Origin of the sequence: Flavihumibacter fluminis (assembly GCF_021491375.1) — a bacterium.
GTDB lineage: Bacteria > Bacteroidota > Bacteroidia > Chitinophagales > Chitinophagaceae > Flavihumibacter > Flavihumibacter fluminis.
Genome location: NZ_JAKEVY010000006.1, coordinates 60,730 through 84,971, shown reverse-complemented (window position 1 = coordinate 84,971; position 24,242 = coordinate 60,730). Strand labels below are relative to the sequence as shown.

Sequence of the window (24,242 nt, the reverse complement as noted above, 5' to 3'; positions counted from 1 at the left end):
GACGTTTAGCTTGTCATGACTAAGTACCTGTCTACGGCCGATATAGTGGTATTTCTGGCCTATATCCTCCTGGTTGGCTCTTATGGATTCTGGATTTACAACAAAAAGAAGAAAGCCGTTACGGACACCAAAGATTTCTTCCTCGCGGAAGGATCACTCACCTGGTGGGCCATCGGAGCCTCACTGATCGCCTCCAATATTTCTGCAGAGCAGTTTATCGGAATGAGTGGAAATGGATTCTTTGTGGGCATCGCGGTTGCTGCTTACGAATGGCTGGCTGCACTGGCCCTGATCATCATTGCGGTTTGGTTCATCCCCATTTATCTCAAGAACAAGATCTATACAATGCCGCAGTTCCTGACGATGCGGTACAATGCCACGGTGGCCTTCATTATGACCATTTTCTGGTTATTCCTCTATGTATTTGTCAACCTTACCTCTATTCTTTATTTGGGCGCTATCGCGATTGACGGCCTGCTGGGTGGACAATACCTGCATATCATCATGGTGGCCCTGGCTGCAGCAGCCATCATCATTACATTGGGTGGCATGAAAGTGATTGGTTACACAGATGTGATCCAGGTAGCCGTACTGATCATTGGCGGATTGGCTACTACCTATATGGCCCTTACCATCGTGAGTGAAAAATTCGGACTGGGCTCCAGTGTGATCGCCGGTTTTAATCAACTCATGAAAGAAGCCCCGGATCATTTTCATATGATGCTGGATAAACCAGGACCCGAATCCACACAGGAATACATCGACAAGTATAGAATTCTTCCCGGGGTACTGATGTACCTGGGCGGACAGTGGGTGGTGAACCTCAACTATTGGGGTTGTAACCAGTACATCACACAACGCGCGCTGGGAGCCGATCTGCAAACAGCCCGTTCCGGTTTGCTCTTTGCCGGTTTCCTGAAACTGATGATGCCCATCATTGTAATGTTACCCGGAATTGCGGCCTATGTGTTGTACAAAGGTGGCCATCTTCCAGAGTTCTCCGGCAAAATGGACAGTGCTTATTCCGCTATTCTCTCCTTCCTGCCTTCCGGGCTGAAGGGTTTGTCGGTTGCCGCGCTTACTGCAGCAATTGTAGCTTCACTTGCGGGTAAGGCAAACAGCATCTCTACCATTTATACACTGGACATTCATAAAAAATACATCAACAAAGGGGCGGATGAAACCAAAATGGTATGGATTGGCCGTTCGGTAGTGATCATCTCGATGCTTATTGCAGTGATCTTTACCTGGGATGATCTGCTTGGTATCGGCGCTGAAGGCGGCTTCACTTTTATCCAGAAATACACGGGGTATTTTAGTCCGGGTGTATTTGCTGTATTCATCCTTGGTATGTTCTGGAAAAGAACTACCGGAACAGCTGCTGTGGTGGGTGTAATTGCCGGTTTCCTCTTGTCTATTCTCTTCAACGATCTGGCTCCAAAACTGTTTGGCAATGAAACCTGGCTGTATACGGCGTATCCAAGAGGTGATGGTACCTATGAGATCCCCTTCCTGATTTGTATGGGCTTTGCCTTTTTCATGACGATGGGACTCATGATCCTGATCAGCCTGTCTGGTCCGAAAGTCAATCCCAAGGCCTTCATCCACGATGAGGGAATGTTTAAGGTTAAGCCTTCCACCCTGCTGCAAATTGTAGTTACACTGTTGATATTAATGGCACTCTACATTAAATTCTGGTAAATTAGCCCGCAGTTATGGGAAGAATTGAATACAAACAGTACGATCGTTTTTTACTTGCGGTAGACTGCATCATCTTCGGATTTGATGGCAGTGGGTTGAAAGCGCTCCTGGTAAAAAGAGGCCTGGAACCCGAAGCTGGTAAATGGTCCCTGATGGGTGGGTTCGCACAGCAAAATGAAAGCATAGATGATGCGGCAGCCAGGATCCTCCTGAACCTGACCGGACTCGATAAAATTTATATGGAACAACTCTACTGCTTTGGCGACCTTGACAGGGATCCGGGCGGGAGAGTTGTATCCATCGCCTATTTTGCCCTCATTAAAATTGATGCTTCGGATAATGATAAACTGGAAGAACACCAGGCAAAATGGATTGATCTCAAAAAACTCCCGCCCCTGGTATTTGATCATAAAAGAATGATCAAACTCGCGAAGGAGCGATTGCAGCAAAAAGTATCCAATCACCCGGTTGGATTTGAATTGCTGCCTCATAAATTCACTCTGCAACAATTACAGGCCTTATACGAAGCGATCTTTGAAAGAAGCTTCGACAAGCGCAATTTCACCCGAAAGATTTTATCCCTTGGTATTTTGCAGCGGCTGGATGAAAAAGAAAAAGCCTCTTCCAAAAAGGGTGCCTTCTATTATGTATTCGACAAGAAAAAATACAAGCAGCTGGAAAGCGAGGGAATCCAGATGATCTAAGCAGCGGGCTTACAATGCATGTCCGCAAAATTTACAGAACCGCGCATCCGGATCATGGCCATCGTGCCCGCAACCCGGGCAACTTTCTGTGAGGTTGGTTTTCTTTCCAAACTGTTTGGATAACTCTACAGTAACAATACCAGTTGGCACTGCGATGATCGCATATCCCAGCAGCATCACAAGTGAGGCAACCATTTTACCAATGGCGGTGATGGGTGAGATATCTCCATAACCAACGGTGGTAATGGTAACAATTGCCCAGTAAATACTTTGGGGAATACTGCTGAAATCCGGGTTAGCAGCGTTTTCCACTACATAGATAATAGTTCCGAGGATGGTGCTTAACAGGAGGACAAAACTCAGGAAGATACTGATGCGTCGTACGCTGGCTTTCATTGCCATCAGGATCCCTTTTCCTTCTGATACAAAGTGGGTGAGCTTGAGTATGCGAAAAACGCGCATCAATCGTAAAGCCCGAATGGACAACAGGAATTGTGACCCGGGAAACAATATACTGAAATACGTAGGCAGAATAGCAAGCAAATCGATGATGCCATAAAAGCTACGGGCATAACGCAATGGCCTCTTTACCACCAGTAGACGAAGCACATATTCAATGGTAAACAACCCGGTGATGATCCATTCAATAATCAACAGTTCTTTCCCGTATTGGGCAGCTACGGATGGCATACTTTCCAGCATAACTACAGTCAGGCTGACCAGGATGAGCACCAGCAGGGCGAGGTCAAATCGTTTGCCGGCCTTCGTTTCAGCTTCAAAAATGATTTCAAACAGTCGGGTTCTCCAGCTCATACAAAAGGCTTATCGACGTTGAATATCGACAATCATAACCGGAGGATCAAAATATTGATCGGTTTCAGGCTTGCGATAGATTTTTCGAACGATGTCCATGCCACTGATCACTTTACCAAATGCTGCATATCCCTGGCCATCTGCATTGTTTTCACCCCCGAAATCAAAGCCCGGTAAATCACTCAGCGTAATGAAAAACTCCGAGGTGGCACTGCCTGGTTCTTCCCTGGCAAATGAGAGTGTCCCTGCACTGTGGGTAAGACCGGTTTGTTGGGTGGTTTCATGCGGGACCCGGGGCAGCTCGGGTCTTTTTTTCGTGCGGCTCCAAATTCCGCCCTGTATCAGTTCCGCCTTGGGTGCATTGGAGGGCTGATTTTCATCACTCAGGATCCGGTAAAAATAACTGCGCTGGTAGAGTCCCTGGTCCACGATAGCCAGGAAAGCCTTCACCGATTCGGGGGCTTGCTTAGGATAAAGCTCCGCGATGATGGTGCCTTCCACGGTTTTGATCTCAATCTCTACTGTATCACTGTTTTTGGTTGTTCCACCGCAGGATGCCAGCAAACTGATCACAAACAGGCAGATGCCCCATTTGAATATGCCCAACTGTTTCATACCCCAAAGTTGCTGAATAAGTGTTAAATTGGTGTTTACAATTGAGTTTTATGGCTGCCATTACACTGACGGTAAACAACAAGCAATACAAGATTGATGTGGACCCCCAGATGCCCCTGCTTTGGGCGATCCGCGATTTCGTAGGATTAAAAGGGACAAAATTTGGCTGCGGTATGGCGCAGTGCGGGGCCTGTACAGTGCTCATGGATGGCAATCCTGTCAGGAGCTGCAGTACCCCGGTTACAGCCGCCGCCAATAAAAAGATCTCCACCATAGAAGGCCTTTCAGACAATTTGGAGCATCCTGTACAGCAGGCCTGGATTGAATTCCAGGTTCCGCAATGTGGTTACTGCCAGAGTGGACAGATAATGACTGCAGTTGCCTTCCTGAAGAAAAATCCCAACCCCACCGAGGAGCAGATTGATGCGGCCATGCAGGGTAATCTTTGCAGATGCGGTACTTACCCGCGCATCCGCAAGGCAGTGAAAAGAGCGGCCGAGCTGATGAAAGCCAAACCTTTTTAAACTAACATAAACTACTTGCCATGCGTACGACTCTTTCCCGTCGTCGGTTTTTGCGTTTGTCCTCATTCACCGGCGCAGGCCTCATCATTGGGCTGAATGGAGTAGATGGAAAAGCATTCGGACAGTTGGTGAACCTGAGCAATGACGCCGAACTGGTGGGTGTTACACCCTTTGTGCTGATTGACCCGAAAGGAGGCATTACCATATATAATACCAAACCGGAGCTGGGACAGGGAACCTTCCAGTCGATTCCTTCTTTGATTGCGGAAGAATTGGATCTTACCCTAGACCTGGTTACCATCCGCCAATCAGGCGGACAAATAGAATTAGGAGCAGATCAGTTCTCCGGAGGCTCTGCATCTATCCGTACCAGTTATACCAAGTACAGAAAGGTGGGTGCAGCAGCCAGGGAAATGCTGGTAACTGCAGCCAGCCAGGCCTGGGGTGTACCCGCACAGGAATGTATAACCGAAAATGGAAAGGTCCTGCACAAGGCAAGCAATCGCTCCGCCACTTACCAGGAACTGGCAGCTACTGCAGCCAAACTGGAAGTGCCCAAGGAGCCCAAACTAAAAGACCCCTCCAAATTTATATTGCTGGGCAAGCGGGTAAAGAGACCTGATATCCCCCTGAAAAGCAATGGTACGGCAGTATTTGGTATTGATGTAGAGGTTCCGGGAATGCTTTATGCCAGCATCGAGCGTTGCCCTGTTTTCGGTGGCAAACTCATCAGCTTTGATGATTCCGCAACCAAAAAAGTAAAAGGCGTACAGCAGGTAATTACCTGTGAGCGTTTAATTGGCAAATACCGTTTTGAAGGGGTGGCAGTGCTGGCGGATAATTACTGGGCTGCAGTTCAGGGTCGCAAAGCGCTGAAAGTAAAATGGGATTACCAGGGCTATGATAAATTTTCGCTCACCGCCTACGAGCAGCAATTGAGAGAGCTAGCAAAATCCGAAGGCGTAGTGGATCATACCAAAGGTGATTTTGATAAAGCCTATGCAGCAGCTCCCACCAAACTGGAAGCTTTTTATGAAACACCGATGGTGTCTCACTCACCAATGGAACCCATGAACTGCCTGGCCCATTGGAAAGAAAACAACCAGATTGAAATCTGGACTTCCACGCAGGTGCCTTTCAGTATCAAAAACAGTTTCTCGAAAGAATACAAGGTAAAACCGGAAGACATTACCGTGCATGTTCAGTTCAATGGGGGTGGCTTTGGCCGCAGGCTGTACCCGGATTATGTGCATGAAGCAGTGCAGCTTTCCAAAAAAGCCGGTAAACCGGTTAAGGCGATCTGGACCCGCGAAGATGATACCCAGCAGGGACCTTTTCGACCCATGACTTTCTCAGCTTTCAAAGGAGCATTGGATGCCAATAAAAAACCGGTTGCCTTTCAGCATAAGGTGATCTCTCCATCCATCGGGGCGGCAACCAACCCGAACTATGATAAAACCAAAACCGATGGAGGCATGACCGAAGGTATCAGTGAACAGGCATACGAGATACCAAACATGAAGAATCTCTATGTGCATGCAGATATGCATGTGCCGCTGGCAGCCTGGAGAGCGGTAACCTCTACCACGCTTGCTTTCTCCCATGAATCTTTCCTGGATGAGATGGCAGTTAAAGCTGGTGCAGATCCCATGGCATTTCGGTTGTCCATGCTGGATAGTAAGCATTCCGATACGAAAAGACTATTGGAGAAATTAAAAGAGGTCTCCAACTGGGATAAACCTTTGCCGGCCGGATGGGGCAGGGGCGTGGCACAGTGGGAGTTTTTTGCCGGCCTTGCAGGCAACGTGGTGGAAGTATCTAAAAAAGGCGATGGCATCAAAATAGAAAAAGTGTATGCTGTAATTGATCTGGGTACGATGGTAAATCCCGATATGGTGGAAGCCCAGGTGGAAGGTGCTATTGTTATGGCAATAACAGCAGCCATCAAGAATGGCATCCGCATTGAAAATGGTAAAACCATTCAATCCAATTTTCACAATAACCCGATTCTGAAAATAACTGAAACACCTCCGATTGAAGTGTTTATCCTGGCGGAAGGTGGTGAAAAAATCAAAGGTGTTGGTGAACCGGGATTACCTCCGCTCGCTCCTGCCCTATGTAATGCAATATTTGCGGCAACCGGAAAACGAATCAGGCGACTCCCCTTTGATATAAATAAAATTTAATATTGGAGCTAACAAGTCCGCCTTAATATTGTCATATGACAGAAGAGATACTCTTGCTGATTGGCGAACGCATTCGCGCGAGGCGGCAGGAAAAAAACATAACACTGGAGCAACTTGCCAATAAAGCGGGTGTTACCAAAGGCCTGATTTCACAAATTGAAAACAACCGGACTGTTCCTTCTTTACCTGTACTCTTAAGTATCGTGCATTCCCTGGATGAAGATATGCGCGGATTTTTTGAAGGACTGCAGGCAAAAATGACCGATCTCAAATACTATGTTATCCGTAAAGATGAACTCAAAGAAGTAAATCGGGAGCCGGTGAAAGGCTTCTCGTATAAACGGATTTTTTCCAGAGCTGTCAACAGTTCCGCCTTTGATATGGAACTGCTGGAAATAAAACCAGGTGCCGCCCGCCGCCAGATGGTTACTACAGAAGCCTATGAATTGAAATACCTGGTCCAGGGTGAAATTGAATACCAGGTAGACAAAGAGAAGTTCACCATGAAAGCCGGCGACTCCCTCGCATTTGATGGCCGGCATCCGCATAGAATTAAAAACGTAGGAAAAGTAACAGCCCTCCTGCTCGTCATTTATCTCTTCTGAAAAAATTACGCAATCGTTTGCTTTTTATTTAGTTTTTGTGCAATGTGAAATTTTCGTTAAGTTTAGTTAACCTAAACCAACCGTTTATTTAGCCTAAACCTTTACATTTTAATAAAGTGTCGGTAACAAAGGCTTCATTTTGGGCGGATAGTTTTGGGTCGTAATTAAAAACAACTACTAAGTTTATGAGAAAACCAAGACATCATCGAGCCTCGGGCCTGGTGGGGCTTCTGCTGCTCCTCATTTCGCCCCTTCTCCTTCTCGCACAGGAACAAATTACTGGTAGAGTACTTTCTAAGCAGGATAACAGTCCGCTTAGTGGGATCTCTGTTCTCGTCAAAGGCACAACCCGCGGTGTGGCTACCGATATTGATGGCCGCTTCCGGATTACAGCCAAACAGGGCGACGTATTAGTATTCAGTGGTGTGGGTATCACTACTCAGGAAGTTACTGTCAGCGGCACAGGAGAAATCGTGGTAAACGCTACCACCCTCAACAATTCATTAAATGAAGTAGTTGTTACCGCCCTTGGTATCCGCCGCGAAAAAAAGAAACTGGGTTATGCTATCCAGGAAGTTAAAGGGGAAGACCTGACTGTTGCCAGGGAATCCAACGTAGTAAATCAGCTGGCTGGTAAAGTTGCTGGTGTTACTGTTGTTGGTAGTCCATCTGGTATAGGTGGTTCCGCCCGTGTTACCATCCGGGGTGAACGTTCGGTTGACCTGAATAAAAACCAGCCGCTCTATGTAATTGATGGTGTTCCGGTTAGTAATGCAATTACAGGTGCATCTGGTAGAGGTAACCTGGAAGTGGATTTCGGTAATGGTGCTTCCTTCCTTAACCCTGATGATATCGAGTCTATGTCAGTTTTGAAAGGACCTGCAGCATCAGCCCTCTATGGTTCACGCGCTGCGAATGGTGTAATTGTTATCAAAACCAAATCCGGACGTGTTCAAAAAGGACTGGGTGTTGAAGTGAACAGCAACGTTACTGCTGAATCCGCACTGAAATTACCTGAGTACCAGAAAGTATACGGACAAGGAAATGGTAATGGTGGTGATTTCGCATTTGTAAATGGTGCTGGTGCTGGTTTAACAGATGGTACCGACGAAGGATGGGGACCTGCATTCCGCGGACAATCCTATCCACAGTATAACTCTCCCCGGACATTAAATGGTCAGCCTACTGAATTCCTGGGTGGTGATCTGAATGCCCCTGCAGGATCAGTAATCACTGCTACTCCCTGGGTTCCGGATGTAGACAACCTGAAAGATTTCTTGCAAACAGGTCGCGCCATCACCAACAACGTAGCTTTAGTAGGTGGTAATAAAAGTGGTGATTTCCGCCTGAGTTATACCAATCTGGATCAGACCGGTATCGTACCCAATACAGATCTTCGTCGTAATACGATCTCTCTTACGGGTGGTTACAACTTTAGCGATAAACTCAGTGCACGTGCATTTGTAAGTTATATCAAGAGTGAAAGTGATAACCGTCCTTCTATCAGTTATGGTACAGAAAGTCTGATGTACCTCTTCAACTGCTGGCTGCCTGCATCTATTCGGGTAGAAGATATGAAGCGCCTGTACATGCGTGGTGCGGAAGGACTTCGCCAGTTCAGCTGGAACTACAACTACCACGATAACCCCTACCTCACTGTAATGGAAAATACCAATGGCCAGTATTATGACCGGATCATTGGTAACATTACACTGAAATATGAATTTACAAACTGGCTGAATCTGCAGCTGCGTTCTGCAACCGACTGGAGCCAGGAAAGAAGAGAGTACAGAAGAGCTTTCAGTACCCAACGTTTCCCCTTTGGTCAGTATCGCCAGGTGAATATCACCAACGAAGAAAGGAACTCCGACTTCCTGTTGACTGCTACCAAGCAGGTGAGTGATTTCAACCTCACTGCAACTGTGGGTGGCAACCAGATGCGCCAGACCAGCCGTTTTGTAGAAAACGTAGCCGGACAGCTCAATATCCCCGGCATTTACAGACTCACCAACAGCAGGATTCCGCTGGTTAGCGAAGACAACTTCGTTGAAAAGCGAATCAATAGCTTGTACGGAACAGCATCTGTGGGTTATAAAGACTTCCTGTTCCTGGATATCACTGGTCGGAACGACTGGAGCTCTGCTCTGACACTTCCAGATGCCTTGAAAGAATTTGGATCCGAGGATAACTCTTATTTCTATTCTTCTGTTGCATTGAGTGCCATTTTGAGTGATGTTGTAAAACTCCCCGACTTCATCAGTTTCCTGAAAGTTCGTGGAAGCTTCGCGCAGGTAGGTAATGATACAGATCCTTTCCGCTTTACTCAGTCCTTCAACCCGAGCACACCTTATGGTTCTTCCCAGATCTATGGTGAAACCAGCGTTCTGGCGAACCTGAACCTGAAGCCGGAGATCAGCTCTGCTTACGAAGTGGGAACTGATATCCGTTTCCTGGATAACAGAATCGGACTGGACCTGACTTATTATACCAGCCGTACCAAAAACCAGATCCTCTCTATTCCGCTTTCTAACACCAGTGGTTATGGAAGCCGCGTAATCAACGCCGGCTTGATTAAAAACTGGGGTTTTGAAGCCATGTTGAACCTGGTACCGGTTCGAAACAAAAACCTGACCTGGAATTTTGATGTTAACTGGTCTGCTAACCGCAGTGAAGTGATTGAGCTGAGTGATGGCCTGACCAATCTCGTAATGGCAAGCCGTGGTGTTAGCATTGAAGCCAGAGTAGGTGAGCGTATGGGTGATCTGTATGGAATTGGATTTGCAAGAGTACAGAGCAAAGATCCCAATGCTCCATATTATGACGCATCCGGACAGTATGCCGGTCAAATGGTGATTGGTTCCAATGGTCGTCCGGTACGTACAACCAATCGTATCAAATTAGGTAACTACAACCCCGACTGGTTGATGGGTATCCGCAACAGCTTTAACTATAAAGGCATTCGCCTGAGCTTCCTCTTTGATATCCGCAGTGGTGGTGAATTGTATTCCCTGACCCAGGTGGTGGGTCGCGAAGGTGGTATCATTACCGAAACACTGGAAGGCCGTGCTGATGGATACGACCTGACCAAACCTGGAAACGGTGTAATTGGAGAAGGTGTGGTTCAGAATGCAGATGGTTCTTTTACTCCAAATTCAAGAAAAGTTACTGCCCGCGAATGGCATACTGCCTGGACCGGTGGTCGTAACATCGCTGAAGGTGTAATGTACGATGCCAGCTTCATCAAATTGCGGGAATTGCAGGTTGGTTATAATATCCCTGATAAGGTTTGGGGTAAACTTCCTTTCCGTGGTGTAGCGGTTTCACTGGTTGGTCGTAATCTCTTCCTGTGGGACAATGTTCCGCACGTAGATCCTGAAAACATGAGCTATAGCGGTGGAACAGCATTACCAGGTATTGAATACATGAGTATTCCTACCACCCGCAGTTATGGTGTGAACCTCAGTTTCAAATTATAATCACTAACCCATCCAACTCTTTTATATGAAATTTCTTAAAATAACCCTGCCATTTCTGATAATGGGGATGTTGGCAGGATGTACCAAAGATTTTGAAGAGATTAACACCAATGGGAACGTTCCTATTGATGTGAATCCGGATCTCCTATTAAGTGGCGTTATCAGAAGTGCTATGAACCAACAGGTCTTTGAGGCCTGGGGCATTGGAAATATTGTTGTGCAATACCACGCCAAGATTCAGTTCGTAAATGAAGACCGATATCTCTGGAATGAGCAAAACGGTATCTGGAACAACGTGTATGGGAACTATCGCAACCTGCAGAATATTTTCAATAAAGTAGGAGGTGATAATACCAATGCATACAACGCTGTTGCCCTGATTCTGAAGTCCTGGATGTTCGCCCAGGCTACTGAAGCGTATGGTGATATTCCTTACTCAGAAGCTGGTAAAGCCAAGAGCGATGGTATTTATACACCTAAATATGATACACAGGAATCCATCTACAATGGTATCCTGGCTGATCTGAAAACTGCCAATGAAATCCTGGCGGTAAGCACAACCAGTATTGCAGGAGATATATTGTATGGGGGAGGTCCTTCTGCAATCATGAAATGGAGAAAACTGGCAAACTCACTCAGATTGCGTTACCTGCTTAGAATTTCTGCCAAGAAAGATGTAAAAGCAGAAATGCAGGCAATCGTGGGGGATCCTGCTAACAACCCCATCTTTACCGGAAACGCGGATAATGCAGCAATGAAATACCTGGCACTGGCCCCCAACCAATGGCCTTTGTATGATTCAAGGGTAGGTTCTATTGATGAATTCCGGGTAAGTAAAACATTGGATGATCGTTTGACTTCGCTTAATGATCCCCGTTTGAATGTTTTTGGAAGACCTTCATTAGCTTCAGTTGCAGCAGGTACTCCTGCAATTGAGGGCATTCCTAATGGATTGGGAGATGTGGATGCCTTGAATTACAATGGTGGGCCACAAGGCGTTAGCCGTGTTGGGTATACATTCGCCTGCCTGGTTTGTAATGACCCGGGTCAGGCGCCACCGGTTCCCGATGCTCCCCAGGCACTGCTGATGACCTATGCTGAATTGCAGTTCCTCCTGGCTGAAGCACGCGAAAAAGAACTCATCACTACCGGTACTGCAGAAACCTACTACCTGAATGGTATCAATGCCAATTTCGAGTACTGGAGAGGGGTAGTACCTGCACAGTACAATATCAACCTGACCATGCCGGCAGATTATCTTACTCAGTCCGGAGTTGCCTATACCGGCACACCCCAGGAAAAACTGGCTAAGATCGCACTGCAAAAATGGGTAGCGCTTTATTTCAACGGACTCGAAGGCTGGTTTGAATGGCGTCGTACCCGTTTGCCGGAAGTAATTCCTGGTCCGGCTAACCTGAACGACAACAAAGTTCCGGTACGTTATATCTATCCTCAGGCAGAACAATCGTTGAATGCTACCAACCGCAACGAAGCTGTTGCCCGCCAGGGAGAAGATACTCAAAACACAGCTACCTGGGTAAACAAATAAACTAAAAACAACTAAATCCGCGAGGCGATTCCTTTATTGGGTCGCCTTGCGCTTTTTGGGTGCATACTTGCGTTAATGCATGTTTTGATTTCCATTCCTGATTTTAAATTTGAACTATGACAACTCCACAAGAACTCACCAACCAGATCTTTTCCCTGTACGAACAATTCGGTGCAGAAGAATATGCAGGCGAAAAAGTTTCCCAGCTCGAACACATGGTACAGGCTGCTCAACTCGCTATGGAAGAAGGATACGACGATGAAGTGGTGCTCGCTGCCTTCCTGCACGATGTTGGTCACCTCCTGCCTGTTCATGATGTTTCTGAAACCATGGATGGATATGGGGTGATGGATCATGAAAAAGTGGGGGCCGACTGGCTGCTTGGCCTTGGTATGGGAGAACGAATGTGTAAACTCATCGCCTCCCATGTGAACGCCAAACGCTACCTCACCTGGAAATATCCTTCCTACTATGAACAGCTTTCAGAAGCCAGCAAAAAGACCCTCGAATACCAGGGTGGAAGAATGGAAGAAGCAGAAGCAAAAGCTTTTGAAGCCGATCCGCTTTTTGATTTGTATATCCGTATGCGCACCTGGGATGAAGCTGCCAAGATCGAAGGCAAACCCCTTCCCGAATTGGATGAACTGAAACAAAAACTGACGCAGTATATTATTGGGCGCCAACAGGCTAATTAGTCCATTGGCTGATGGTTTTTTCCGCAACAGCCGGACTAGCCGTCATGCCTTTCCCTCCAATTGCAGTAAGGATCAGGATATTCGTATCCGCATATTCACGGAAAATATCCTGCTCCTTACTTTGTGTATAATACCCATTCCAGGTTTTTGCAATGTTCCAGTGTGGCAGGCGGATCATTCGCTGCGCCTCCTGCAGAATGATATCTTCAATTACCTGCTTGTACTCAAATCCCAATGAATCCGTTTGATCAATAGGCGCATATTCATGTGAATCACCTATGATCATACTGCCATCCATCGCCTGTTTGAACAACACATGAATCCCCCACTTTTTAAAGCGGCTGTCTATCTGCGCTGACTGCAGCTTTTCAAATGAAGGACACTCCCGGAAACTCTCATATCGTCTGATACTAAGTCCACCGAAGATGGACCCCTTCAGTTCATAATCCGGCATAGGTGTAGTCTGCATCATCTGCAACTTGACCAACTCAATGCCCGCATTCGTAAACAAAGAAGGATACAGGGTTTTAAACTCCCTTCCTGAACAGATCACCACATAATTAGAACTGAATTGCTCGCCATTACCGGTTTCTACCCAGGCACGATCTGACTGATAAACTACTGACTTCACCAGGGTGTTGGATTTATATAGCAGTCCCAACTGCTCCTTCATATAAGCGATCAGGTGATGCACCATGCGGTTAGGCTCCACCGTTATTTCATCCGGAAAATATAACCCGCCCTGACAATAAGAAGCCCGAAGTCCGGGATACCGCAACAAACAATCTTCTTTACTTGCTAACGTACAGGCATATCCGTCTTTTTCATTAATCGCAGCAAGCTCTTCCAATAGTGTAGCCTCCGTATTGTCAGATGCCAGGTAAATAGAACCATTAGCACGCAGCGTGATGTCAAAACTGCTCTGAATCGACCGGTATATCTCCATGCTCCTCCTGCCATACTCCTTCCATTCTCCTTTTGCCATTCCGGATGGAATGATCATTCCAAAATTGCGGACAGATGCATCGGCCGGCTTTTCATCCTTTTCAATCAATAATACCTTCCATCCTTTTTTCGCGGCATGATAGGCATGAAAACTGCCCAGCACGCCGGCTCCTACCACGATCAGATCAAAATGTTTGGGTTGCATAAAATTTATAAAAGAACGGGTTGAGATTTATACTTGCGACTGAAATAGATCCAGCTATAGGCTACCAGTCCGGCACCTGCAATACCAAAGATCCAGCTGAGCTGGATAAAGTAAGGCAGCCAGTTGGTCTGCGCATTGAACAATTCCTTGTTAAGAATCAGGAAACAACTTCCGAGATATCCTACCGAATCCATCAGGTAAAAAAAGAAGCCGATATTTCCTTTCACTTTAAAGGCAGCAATGAATCGCTCGAGGAACAAACATTGCAGCGCATTGTAACTCAGGTAGAGCCCAACCGTAAATGTTATCAGCCAGAAAATGGCAGATCCCCAATGATTGGCTATTCCCAATGCACAAATCAGAATGGTCAGAAATCCCAGTCCTATCACCAGGTGCTGGCGATACAAACTTTTAAAATGATTGTGGATACCCGTTAAGGTCAGCAATAAGACAAACACTGCCAGGGAGGCGATGGTTTCCATCTGTGCAAAGATCCCGGGAGACGCACCAGGCTCCAGCACCAGCAGCATTTCAACCGCATAGTTATCCTTGATATCCCTCAGGATGGTCAGCAGCAAATTGATCAATACAATGACGGTGAGCCCGGGTAGAAACAACCGGATTAAGTCTTTACGCTGCGATTTGTTCATCTGAATGCGTTCTCCTCTCTCTTTTTTTTCTGTCTCCGCTGGTGGAGGTATCTTTCCCAGCAGATAAACAGATAAAAAAAGCAAGGGCAAAAAAATTGCGCCGGTTACAAAGGGCATCATCAGTTCTGAAACGCCCCAGGATTCAATGCTGATGCGTCCTACCGTCTTCACTACCCCGGAACTGAATATAAAATTGATACTCAGAATGAGTGCAATCAGATCGGTATATTTTCTGCCTTCGATATAACTGAATACCAGTCCCCATATCAGGCCCAGGCACATGCCATTCAAAAACAGGAACAATACATTATAAGGCAGCGGTATCAAGGCCATCATTAACAGGCAAAGATGCGCGCCTCCTATCAGGGTCAATATATAGGTTCCTCTTTTAGCCGGATTGATCTCAGAAATGAACCGGATCCCGATAAATTTGGAGGTCATATATCCCAGCACCTGGGCAATTACGATGGCTGATTTGAAACTGATCCCAAATGCCATCATGCCTTCAAAGGTTCCCGCGCTGATCGCTTTTCGAAACCCATACATACAGAAATACGTGGTAAAAGCTGCAAAGGATGCCAGGATGACGATGGCAAGCTGCTGCTGGCGGGAATCGGGTCCCTTGAGTATCCGGTTCAACATATGCTGTCAATTTACTGATTCCGGCCTGAAGATTTTATTTTCCCTTTCATTACTTTATTGCTAAGTCTGCACTCCATTTGAGTTTGAGCATTCTTTCCACAGGTGTGAAAAAGATTCAGCCCCCGCCTTTTACCAGAAGCCTACTTTCGTGTCCAGTTCTTGTCATCACAGCATCGGTTCAGCAGGGCCCAATCCTGCTGATTAATAGGGAACCACGTGTAACTCGTGGGCTGACGGGCAACTGTAATGCGCTCAAGCGTAAAGCCAGATACCTGCCGATTCTGTTTTGTTAGGACCTTCCCGCGTAAGGTACCGGCATAGGCAACACGCATCGGGACTGCAGACTCTGCAAGCCCAGGACGTATCAGCCCTTGCCCCCGCGGAAAACTGATACATCTATCTAAACATACTACCATGCAAAACGAAGTGTTGCTGAAGGAAAACAAGGATCGGTTTGTGATCCTTCCCATTAAATATCCCGCCATCTGGGAAATGTATAAAAAACATGAGGCCAGCTTCTGGACAGCAGAGGAAATCGACCTCAGTGCTGACCTGGCCGACTGGGCAAACCTGAATGACGGGGAACGTCACTTCATTTCGCATGTACTGGCCTTCTTCGCAGCCAGTGATGGTATTGTGAATGAAAACCTGGCCGTGAACTTCATGAGTGAAGTACAACTGCCCGAAGCCCGCTGCTTCTACGGTTTCCAGATCATGATGGAAAATATCCACTCCGAAACCTATGCCCTCCTGATTGATACCTACGTGAAAGATCCGGTTGAAAAAGACCGCCTCTTTCATGCCATTGATACCGTTCCCGCTGTTACCAAAAAAGCGGAATGGGCATTGCGCTGGATCGAGAAAGGAAATTTTGCTGAGCGCCTGGTTGCTTTCGCTGCCGTAGAAGGGATTTTCTTCAGTGGTAGCTTCTGCTCCATTTTCTGGTTGAAGAAACGTGGTCTGATGCCCGGACTCACATTCAGCAATGAACTGATTAGTCGCGATGAAGGCATGCACTGCGAATTCGCCTGCTTGCTGTACAGTATGCTGTCTGAAAAGCTCTCTCAGGAACAAGTATATAGCATCATCGGTGATGCGGTAGAGATTGAAAAGGAATTCATCACAGATGCCCTTCCGGTTGATTTGATCGGGATGAATGCCCGCCTCATGCAACAATACATCGAGTTTGTAGCCGACCGCTGGCTCGGTGAACTCGGTTATCCGAAAATGTTCAACACCGCCAATCCCTTTGATTTTATGGAGATGATCTCCCTGCAGGGCAAAACCAACTTCTTTGAAAAAAGAGTTGGTGATTACCAGAAGTCGGGAGTGATGAGTGGTGCAACCGGACAGTCCTTCTCCCTCGATGAAGATTTTTAAATTGATTAAAGCGTTTAACCATGTTTGTTATAAAAAGAAACGGTCGTAAAGAATCCGTAAAGTTTGATAAGATTACAGCCCGCATTCAGAAACTCTCCTATGGATTGAGTCCGCTGGTGGATGTACACGATATCGCGAAAAAAACAATTGAAGGTATCTATGATGGAGTAACTACTACGGAACTGGATAACCTTGCTGCAGAAACTGCCGCCAGTCTTACTACGCGTCACCCGGATTATGCTTTGCTGGCATCCCGGATTGCAGTAAGTAATCTGCATAAGAATACAAAGAAATCCTTCAGCGATACCATGCGCGCCCTGCATCAGTACATTGATGCGGCTACCGGTAAACGTTTGCCACTCATTGCAGATGATGTGATGACTGTAATTGAAGCCAATGCTGAATTACTGGACAGCACCATTATCTATGATCGTGATTTTGGCTTTGATTATTTCGGATTCAAAACCCTGGAGAAGTCTTACCTGTTGCGGATTAACGGTAAGATTGCTGAACGCCCGCAGCATCTCTACATGCGGGTTGCTATCGGAATTCATAAAGATGACCTGGAGCAGGCGATCAAAACCTATAACCTGATGAGTGAGCGCTGGTTCACCCATGCCACACCCACACTCTTTAATGCTGGTACTCCCAAGCCCCAGCTCTCCAGTTGTTTTTTGTTAACGATGAAGGAAGACAGTATTGATGGTATTTATGATACATTGAAACAAACCGCCAAGATCTCTCAGAGTGCAGGTGGAATTGGACTGGCTATTCATAATATCCGTGCAACCGGCACCTATATCGGTGGCACCAATGGCACCAGTAATGGCATCATTCCTATGCTTCGTGTATTCAATGATACCGCGCGTTATGTAGACCAGGGCGGGGGTAAACGAAAAGGCGCATTTGCTATTTACCTCGAGCCCTGGCATGCCGATGTGTTTGAATTCCTGGATCTGCGTAAGAACCATGGTAAGGAAGAACTGCGTGCCCGTGATTTGTTCTATGCACTGTGGATTCCGGATTTGTTTATGAAGAGGGTAGAGGACAATGGCGACTGGACATTATTCTGTCCGCATGAAGCACCCGGACTGCAGGATTGCCACGGTGCAGCTTTCGAAGAATTATATACTACCTACGAGAAAGAAGGTCGCGGGCGCAAAACCATCAAGGCACAGGAACTCTGGTTTGCGATCCTCGATGCACAGATTGAAACCGGAACACCTTACCTTTTGTACAAGGATGCTGCGAATGCTAAATCCAACCAGCAGAACCTGGGTACGATTAAGAGTTCCAATCTCTGTACCGAGATCATGGAATATACCGACCCCAATGAAGTAGCGGTATGTAACCTGGCTTCCCTGGCACTGCCTCGTTTTGTAAAAGACGGGAAGTTTGATTTTGATAAACTCTATGAAGTTACTTACCAGGTAACGCTCAATCTGAATAAAGTAATTGATGTAAACTATTACCCGGTTGAAGAAGCAAAGCGTTCCAACCTGCGGCATCGCCCGATTGGTTTAGGTGTACAGGGATTGGCGGATGTGTTTATCCTGCTGCGACTCCCATTCGAATCGGAATTAGCGGCTATGCTGAACCGTAATATTTTTGAGACCATCTATTTTGCTGCGATGACCGCCAGTAAGGACCTGGCCAAGGAGCAGGGTGCTTATGAAACCTTCCATGGTTCTCCTTTGTCAAAAGGACAGTTCCAGTTTGATCTGTGGAAGGTTCAGCCATCCGGAAGACATGATTGGGAAACACTGCGCAATGAGGTAATTGAACATGGTGTGCGCAACTCCTTACTGGTAGCGCCGATGCCTACCGCTTCCACTTCACAGATCCTCGGAAACAATGAATGTTTTGAGCCCTATACCTCCAATATTTACAGTCGCAGGGTGCTGAGCGGTGAATTTGTGATCGTGAACAAACACCTGTTGAAAGACCTGGTAGCATTGGGCTTGTGGGACAACGACATGAAAAACCGGATCATTGCTGCCAATGGCTCTATCCAGCAGATCACCAGCATTCCGGAAGAGATTCGGGAGTTGTATAAAACCGTTTGGGAAATCAAACAGCGGACTATCATTGATATGGCGGCCGACAGAGGAGCTTATATCTGCCAGAGCCAGAGTCTGAATCTGTTTGTAAGCAATCCAACTGCTTCCAAATTAACCTCCATGCATTTTTACGCCTGGAAAAAGGGACTGAAGACCGGCATGTATTACCTGCGTACGCAGGCAGCAGCACAGGCGGTTCAGTTTACCGTAGAAAAGCAGGGTGGTCAGAATATGACACCTGTGGTGGATCAGTCGCAGGTAGCCGAAGGTGCCGTATGTACCATGCAGGATGGCTGCATTAGTTGTGGATCCTAAGTTGATTAGTAGAGGACATTCGAAAAACCAACCCAGTTAAATGAAAGGCCCGAAGTATTCGGGCCTTTTTTGATTATGAATGGGTGATAAAACGCTAGTCAATAAAGTTGATTCTCATTAGTTTTGATAACCAAAAGTAATTATAGATAACTTTAACGAACAACTATGGGATTCTAAACAATAGATAATTTGGAAAAAATATGTGTCAATGGGAATTGAGTCAATTCATATAAGAAACTTCAAGTCGATAAAAGACTCTGGTATTGTAGCACTAAAAGCCTTGAATGTACTTATTGGTGCAAATGGAGCCGGCAAGAGTAACTTTATCAGTTTTTTTAAATTTTTAAACAAACTGTATATACAAGATTTGCAAACATATATTATACAAAATGGAAGAGCTGATAGTTTTTTATTTTTTGGAAGAAAATATTCATCCTTTTTGAGTGGTACTGTTACTTTTGATAATGAATATAAAAATGAATACTCATTTACACTCTTACCAGATCAGTCTGGAAGTTTAATATTTCAAAGCGAGTGGAGTAATACGACTCAAGGAAAGCTACAAATTACAAATACAACCAGGCTTGAAAGTGAATTGAAAAATCATACCTGGTATAGATCGAATTTCCTTAGAAATAATCTTAATACTTTAAAAATATTTCATTTTCATGATACTGGTTTCAATTCTCGTCTAAAGCAGCCGTCAAATTTGAGGGATTATGCATATCTCCAAGAAGATGGAGGAAATATTGCTGCATTTCTATATATGCTGCAAGAGACAAATTCGCAAAGTTTCAAAATGATTGAGAGGGTTGTTCAGTCAATTGCTCCATTTTTTGATGGATTTTTTCTATCTCCTGATGAAATCAATCCAGATCAAATTTTTCTAAGATGGAAAGAAAAAGGTTTCGATCAAATTTTTACTGCTCATAACTTATCCGATGGCACATTAAGAATGATTTGCCTTTCGACCTTACTTCTTCAACCTGAACCTCCATCTACAATTATTATCGATGAACCCGAATTAGGCCTGCATCCGTTTGCAATAAGTAAGCTTGCTGCTATGTTACAAAGTGTTTCTGAGTCTTGTCAAGTAATAATATCGACTCAATCGGTAAGTTTAGTAAATGAATTTTCGCCCGATGATATACTTGTTGTACAACGTGAAAATAATCATGAGACCGTTTTTAAACGTCTATCTGCTGAGACCTTATCCTTTTGGCTGAATGATTATTCTTTGGGAGAATTGTGGGAGAAAAATATTTTAGGAGGGCGGCCGAAATGAGAACAATTTATATAATTGTGGAAGGACAAACTGAAGAGGAGTTTGTAAATAGCTTAATGTCTCCATACCTAAAGCAATTTGGTATCAATAATTCAGTACCAATTCCAATAGAAACTAGCCCTGGTTTTTATGGAGGGGATGTTAGATATTCAAGATATAAAAATATTGCCACAAATCTTCTTAGATCAGATCCAAATGGAATTGTCACATCGTTAATTGATTTTTATGGATTGAGAAATGATTTTCCAGGCTTTATTCAATCAGCACAACTGCAAAAAAATCAACGTGTTGAATATATCGAAGGTGAAATCATAAAAGATATTGTACATCAAAATTTGATTCCCTATATTCAATTACACGAATTTGAAGCTCTTTTATTTTCTGATATAATAGGCTTCAGTAATTGGTTTCCGAGGCATATAAATCATTTTAAGTATATCATTAATCATTTTCCAAACCCAGAAATGATTAATGATAATCCCGAAAGTTCACCAGCAGCAAGAATTTCAAAAATTGTTGGCGGAAGAAAATACAAAAAAACATTACATGGACCTATTATTGCAATGGATATCGGAATGCCAACAATACTACAAAAATGTCCAAGATTCAACCTTTGGGTAAAAACAATAATTCAACGAGCCTCTTCTAAAGAATAATTTTCAACGTATTTAATCAATATTCCATTTAAATAACACTATACACTAACCTACTTGGCGATCTCAATCTTAACCCGCTGGCCTTTGATTTTCTGCTTTTCTATCAAAGGCAGGGTGCGACTCATTTTGGATTTGCGGATGGCTACAAAGGAGAAGAAATCCTTCACCTCGATCAGCCCGATATCCTCTTTTTTCAATTCCCCTTGCTGGGTGAGGAATCCTACAATATCAATCTTGTTGATTTTGTTTTTCTTGCCGCCCGCTATATGAAGCGTCACCCATTGGGGCTTATCGGGCACCTGTACGGTATCGGGAATATCTACCCAACCGGAGGCGGTATCGATATAATCAGGAATATCTTCTGAAGGTCCCATTAATAAAATGGCGGTGCCACTGGCTTCCATTCGGGCAGTACGACCATTCCGGTGAATAAAGGATTCTTCGCTTAGGGGTAGATGATAGTGAATGATGTACCGGATATGCGGAATATCGAGTCCGCGTGCGGCCAGGTCAGTTGTTACCAAAATGTTGGATGTTCCATTGCGAAACTTACAAAGTGCTGCATCCCGCTCGGGTTGCTCCAGTGCTCCATGGTAAAACACATTCACCAGGCCCTTGTCTTTCAGGTATTCACTGGTGCGTTGCACCGCATCCCGATGGTTCAAAAACACAATGGTGGAGCGGTTACCCAAATGACAGATGAGCCGGAACAGGGAATCCAGTTTATCTGCTTCGGTTGCCCGGGCCAGTTTGATTTCCAGCGCACCGGAGCTCTCGCCTGTCAGGAAATTCAGGGTAGTAGCTTGCTGCATCTTCAGGAAACGGGGCAGTTCCATCGCCTCGGTGGCAGATACCAGGATGCGTTTCTTCAAAGAAGGCAGACTGCCCACAACGAAGGACATCTCTTCTTCAAAACCAAACTCTACCGATTTATCAAATTCATCCAGCACCAGGGTGTGGATGGTTTCGGTTTTAATATTCTCGCGACGGATATGATCTCCCAGTCTGCCAGGAGTGCCCACAATGATAGCAGGGGCTTCGAGCAGGTTGTTTTCTTCAATTTCTCTTTTATGTCCGCCATAACAGGCCGTCACTTTCAAACCAGTTCCCATTTTTTTAGCCACGTCTTCAATTTGCAGGGCCAGCTCGCGGGAGGGTGCAATGATCAGGGCCTGCGTTCCTTTTTTATCCGGATCAATCTGGTCAAGTACCGGTAAGAGATAAGCCAGGGTTTTACCTGATCCGGTTGCAGAAAGCAGAATGATATTTTCATGCTCGTGGTTGGCGGCCAGCGAGGCTTCCTGCATGGGATTGAGTGATTTGATCTTAAAGGCTGCCAGTATAGATTCCAGCGAATAAAAAGGAGTAGACATGGCGCAAAGCTAGTTTAGTTTGGGGGAAGAGGCTAAATTGCCTGAAATAATCAGGCAGAACCGAATGAAAGCGGCTACGGTACACGAGATCAAGGAAGCCTTGCAGGCACTTCCGCCCGGCAAACTGGTGGATATCACCCTGCGACTCGCAAAATTCAAAAAAGAGAACAAAGAGTTATTGTCCTACCTGTTATTTGAGTCGGAGGAGACAGATCGATATGTTGGTGAACTCAAACTGGAAATGGAGGCAGAGTTCGCCACGATGAATGTTTCCCATGTCTATTTTGCCAAAAAGACCCTGCGCAAGATTCTCCGGAATGTGAACAAGCAAGCCCGTTATATTGGAAACAAAGAATCCGAAACCGCGCTCCTGCTGCATTATCTGCGACTGCTGAAAGACTCCGGATTGCCGGTACAAAAAACACCGGTGCTGATGAATCTCTATCTCACCCAGCTTAAAAAAACCAAAAAGCTGATTGAATCCCTGCACGAGGATCTGCAGTACGAATACCTGCGCCTCTGGAAGAAACTGGCTGCCTGATGCCCCCGGTTACGTACTTTTAGGGCATGAAAGACTTCAAGAAATATTTCATGATACCGGTTGATCCGGAGCAACTCTATCGGACATTGACTAACCCGGCTACGGTGCAATTGTGGGCAGGTGCAGATGCGGTGATGTCTGAAGAACCGGATTCCGAATTTTCCTTATGGGAAGAAAGTATTGTAGGGAAGAACCTGGAATTCGAACCCGGTAAAAAGATTGTGCAGGAATGGTATTTCGGGGAAGATGCAGAAGCCCCTTCCATCGTCACTATTAAATTACACGAACACAAACAGGGCACTTCCATGGAAGTACGCCAAACCAATATTCCGGATGATGTTTACGATGAAATCACCGAAGGCTGGGAAGAAGTGTATATCTCTTCCCTGCTTGATTTTTATTCAGAAGGATAAGCCCTGCTAACGGTGATCCGCATAGGTTTTTGCTGGCACGATCGATTCTACTTCCTCCAGTGCTCCAGCAGGCACTTGTTGGTTTATAGCCTTTAATGCCTGTTCTAACTGTTCCATGGTGCGAATCCCAATCACAGCAGCTCCAATAGCTGGTTTGGATAAGGCATAGTGAATAGCCACTGATTCCGGTTCCACCTCATAGCGTTTAGCGATTTCCGTTAGTTGCAACCTGATCCTGTTTACTTCGGTGGCGGTATGTCCAAGGTAATCTTTGCCAGCTTTATTGATCAGCATCCCGCTGGCCAGTGTTCCTCTTGCCAATACGGTAATCTTATTGGCAACGAGTAGAGGCAGACAGCTTTCTTCCGGCCTGCGGTCCAGCACACTGTATTGCATCATGACGCTGCTGATCCGACTCTTTTCAACATATTGCCGGATCACATTCGGGCGGATTGAGGAGATGCCATAATACCGGATCTTTCCTGCCGCTTTCAGGATTTCAAATGCTTCAATCGTTTCCTCAATAGGGTCTTCTATAGTTCCGCCATGTAACTGGTAGAGATCAATGCGATCGGTTTTTAATCGCTTTAAAGAAGCTTCCACTGCCTGAATGATGTACTCCTTACGTGGGTTCCAATCCCAGCCACTGCCATCTTCCCGCCACTGGTTACCTACCTTGGTGGCGATGAATACCTTGTTGCGGTGAGGCTTCAGCAGGCTGCCGATCAGCTCTTCATTCGCGCCCTGCTCATAGAGATCAGCCGTATCAAAATAATTGATGCCACCATCGAGGGCGGCATCAATTATGGAGGCAGCAGAAGCTTGTCCCGCTTTGAGCGACATGCACCCAAATCCGATCTGGCTTAGCTGCTCTTTAGTAGTTCCCAAAAAATGATAGGTCATAGCTGT

Annotated in this window: 20 protein-coding genes and 1 riboswitch; of the genes, 14 read left to right on the top strand and 6 right to left on the bottom strand. The window is 45.7% G+C overall.

The features are described 5' to 3' along the window. Positions 1-15 precede the first annotated feature (15 nt). Positions 16-1,701 carry a sodium:solute symporter family transporter gene (locus L0U88_RS19240; RefSeq protein ID WP_234868251.1) on the top strand — a complete coding sequence of 562 codons (1,686 nt, stop codon included), beginning with the start codon at positions 16-18 and terminating at the stop codon, positions 1,699-1,701. Between the two features lie 14 nt (positions 1,702-1,715). Continuing rightward, entirely contained in the window at positions 1,716-2,405 is a 690-nt protein-coding gene (locus tag L0U88_RS19235) for an NUDIX hydrolase (protein WP_234868250.1), read from the top strand. Between the two features lie 9 nt (positions 2,406-2,414). Here L0U88_RS19235 and L0U88_RS19230 read toward each other — a convergent pair whose 3' ends face one another. Next, positions 2,415-3,218, bottom strand: a complete 804-nt coding sequence (locus L0U88_RS19230; protein ID WP_234868248.1) for an ion transporter — start codon at positions 3,216-3,218, stop codon at positions 2,415-2,417. Between the two features lie 9 nt (positions 3,219-3,227). Next, positions 3,228-3,833 carry a peptidylprolyl isomerase gene (locus L0U88_RS19225; protein WP_234868246.1) on the bottom strand — a complete coding sequence of 202 codons (606 nt, stop codon included), beginning with the start codon at positions 3,831-3,833 and terminating at the stop codon, positions 3,228-3,230. Between the two features lie 50 nt (positions 3,834-3,883). On the opposite strand from L0U88_RS19225, the gene L0U88_RS19220 reads away from it, so the two are divergent. The 6 genes from L0U88_RS19220 (at position 3,884) to L0U88_RS19195 (ending at position 12,868) form a co-directional block, all read left to right on the top strand. Beyond that, positions 3,884-4,357: a (2Fe-2S)-binding protein gene (locus L0U88_RS19220; RefSeq protein WP_234868244.1), complete on the top strand. Its 474-nt coding sequence runs from the start codon at positions 3,884-3,886 to the stop codon at positions 4,355-4,357. A 20-nt stretch (positions 4,358-4,377) separates the two neighbouring features. Continuing rightward, complete coding sequence (locus L0U88_RS19215; protein WP_234868242.1) at positions 4,378-6,543, top strand: xanthine dehydrogenase family protein molybdopterin-binding subunit; 2,166 nt, start codon at positions 4,378-4,380, stop codon at positions 6,541-6,543. Between the two features lie 35 nt (positions 6,544-6,578). Beyond that, the gene (locus tag L0U88_RS19210) at positions 6,579-7,148 is read left to right on the top strand and encodes a helix-turn-helix domain-containing protein (RefSeq protein WP_234868240.1); all 570 of its coding nucleotides are present in this window, start codon (positions 6,579-6,581) and stop codon (positions 7,146-7,148) included. Positions 7,149-7,333: 185 nt separating this feature from the next. Continuing rightward, positions 7,334-10,624: a SusC/RagA family TonB-linked outer membrane protein gene (locus tag L0U88_RS19205; protein WP_234868238.1), complete on the top strand. Its 3,291-nt coding sequence runs from the start codon at positions 7,334-7,336 to the stop codon at positions 10,622-10,624. 25 nt (positions 10,625-10,649) lie between these two features. Further along, a complete protein-coding gene (locus tag L0U88_RS19200; RefSeq protein ID WP_234868236.1) occupies positions 10,650-12,173 on the top strand; it encodes a SusD/RagB family nutrient-binding outer membrane lipoprotein in 1,524 nt (507 codons plus the stop codon). A gap of 116 nt (positions 12,174-12,289) precedes the next feature. Next, positions 12,290-12,868: an HD domain-containing protein gene (locus L0U88_RS19195; protein WP_234868234.1), complete on the top strand. Its 579-nt coding sequence runs from the start codon at positions 12,290-12,292 to the stop codon at positions 12,866-12,868. On the opposite strand, the gene L0U88_RS19190 is transcribed toward L0U88_RS19195, so the two are convergent. Both L0U88_RS19190 and L0U88_RS19185 read right to left on the bottom strand, forming a co-directional pair. Beyond that, positions 12,861-14,018: a TIGR03364 family FAD-dependent oxidoreductase gene (locus L0U88_RS19190; RefSeq protein ID WP_234868232.1), complete on the bottom strand. Its 1,158-nt coding sequence runs from the start codon at positions 14,016-14,018 to the stop codon at positions 12,861-12,863. The genes L0U88_RS19195 and L0U88_RS19190 overlap by 8 nt on opposite strands. A 5-nt stretch (positions 14,019-14,023) precedes the next feature. Continuing rightward, positions 14,024-15,310 (bottom strand): DUF5690 family protein, encoded by a 1,287-nt coding sequence (locus tag L0U88_RS19185; protein ID WP_234868230.1) that lies wholly within the window; start codon positions 15,308-15,310, stop codon positions 14,024-14,026. Between the two features lie 157 nt (positions 15,311-15,467). Next, a riboswitch (cobalamin riboswitch) is annotated at positions 15,468-15,604 on the top strand. A 120-nt stretch (positions 15,605-15,724) separates the two neighbouring features. On the opposite strand from L0U88_RS19185, the gene L0U88_RS19180 reads away from it, so the two are divergent. From L0U88_RS19180 to L0U88_RS19165, 4 genes are all read left to right on the top strand, one after another. Beyond that, positions 15,725-16,690: a ribonucleoside-diphosphate reductase small subunit gene (locus tag L0U88_RS19180; RefSeq protein WP_234868228.1), complete on the top strand. Its 966-nt coding sequence runs from the start codon at positions 15,725-15,727 to the stop codon at positions 16,688-16,690. A 20-nt stretch (positions 16,691-16,710) separates the two neighbouring features. Then, positions 16,711-19,065: a ribonucleoside-diphosphate reductase subunit alpha gene (locus L0U88_RS19175; RefSeq protein WP_234868226.1), complete on the top strand. Its 2,355-nt coding sequence runs from the start codon at positions 16,711-16,713 to the stop codon at positions 19,063-19,065. A gap of 208 nt (positions 19,066-19,273) precedes the next feature. Next, positions 19,274-20,350, top strand: a complete 1,077-nt coding sequence (locus tag L0U88_RS19170; protein ID WP_234868224.1) for an AAA family ATPase — start codon at positions 19,274-19,276, stop codon at positions 20,348-20,350. After that, positions 20,347-21,006: a DUF4276 family protein gene (locus tag L0U88_RS19165; RefSeq protein WP_234868222.1), complete on the top strand. Its 660-nt coding sequence runs from the start codon at positions 20,347-20,349 to the stop codon at positions 21,004-21,006. Before L0U88_RS19170 ends, L0U88_RS19165 begins: the two co-directional genes overlap by 4 nt. Before the next feature lie 50 nt (positions 21,007-21,056). On the opposite strand, the gene L0U88_RS19160 is transcribed toward L0U88_RS19165, so the two are convergent. Next, the gene (locus tag L0U88_RS19160; protein ID WP_234868219.1) at positions 21,057-22,379 is read right to left on the bottom strand and encodes a DEAD/DEAH box helicase; all 1,323 of its coding nucleotides are present in this window, start codon (positions 22,377-22,379) and stop codon (positions 21,057-21,059) included. 64 nt (positions 22,380-22,443) lie between these two features. Here L0U88_RS19160 and L0U88_RS19155 point away from each other — a divergent pair, with 64 nt between their 5' ends. Together L0U88_RS19155 and L0U88_RS19150 are read left to right on the top strand one after the other, a co-directional pair. Beyond that, entirely contained in the window at positions 22,444-22,920 is a 477-nt protein-coding gene (locus tag L0U88_RS19155; protein ID WP_234868217.1) for a hypothetical protein, read from the top strand. A gap of 26 nt (positions 22,921-22,946) precedes the next feature. Then, positions 22,947-23,333, top strand: coding sequence for an SRPBCC domain-containing protein (locus L0U88_RS19150; protein ID WP_234868214.1), 387 nt, complete (start codon positions 22,947-22,949; stop codon positions 23,331-23,333). Positions 23,334-23,339: 6 nt separating this feature from the next. On the opposite strand, the gene L0U88_RS19145 is transcribed toward L0U88_RS19150, so the two are convergent. After that, positions 23,340-24,236, bottom strand: coding sequence for an aldo/keto reductase (locus tag L0U88_RS19145; protein WP_255723225.1), 897 nt, complete (start codon positions 24,234-24,236; stop codon positions 23,340-23,342). Positions 24,237-24,242: the final 6 nt, after the last annotated feature.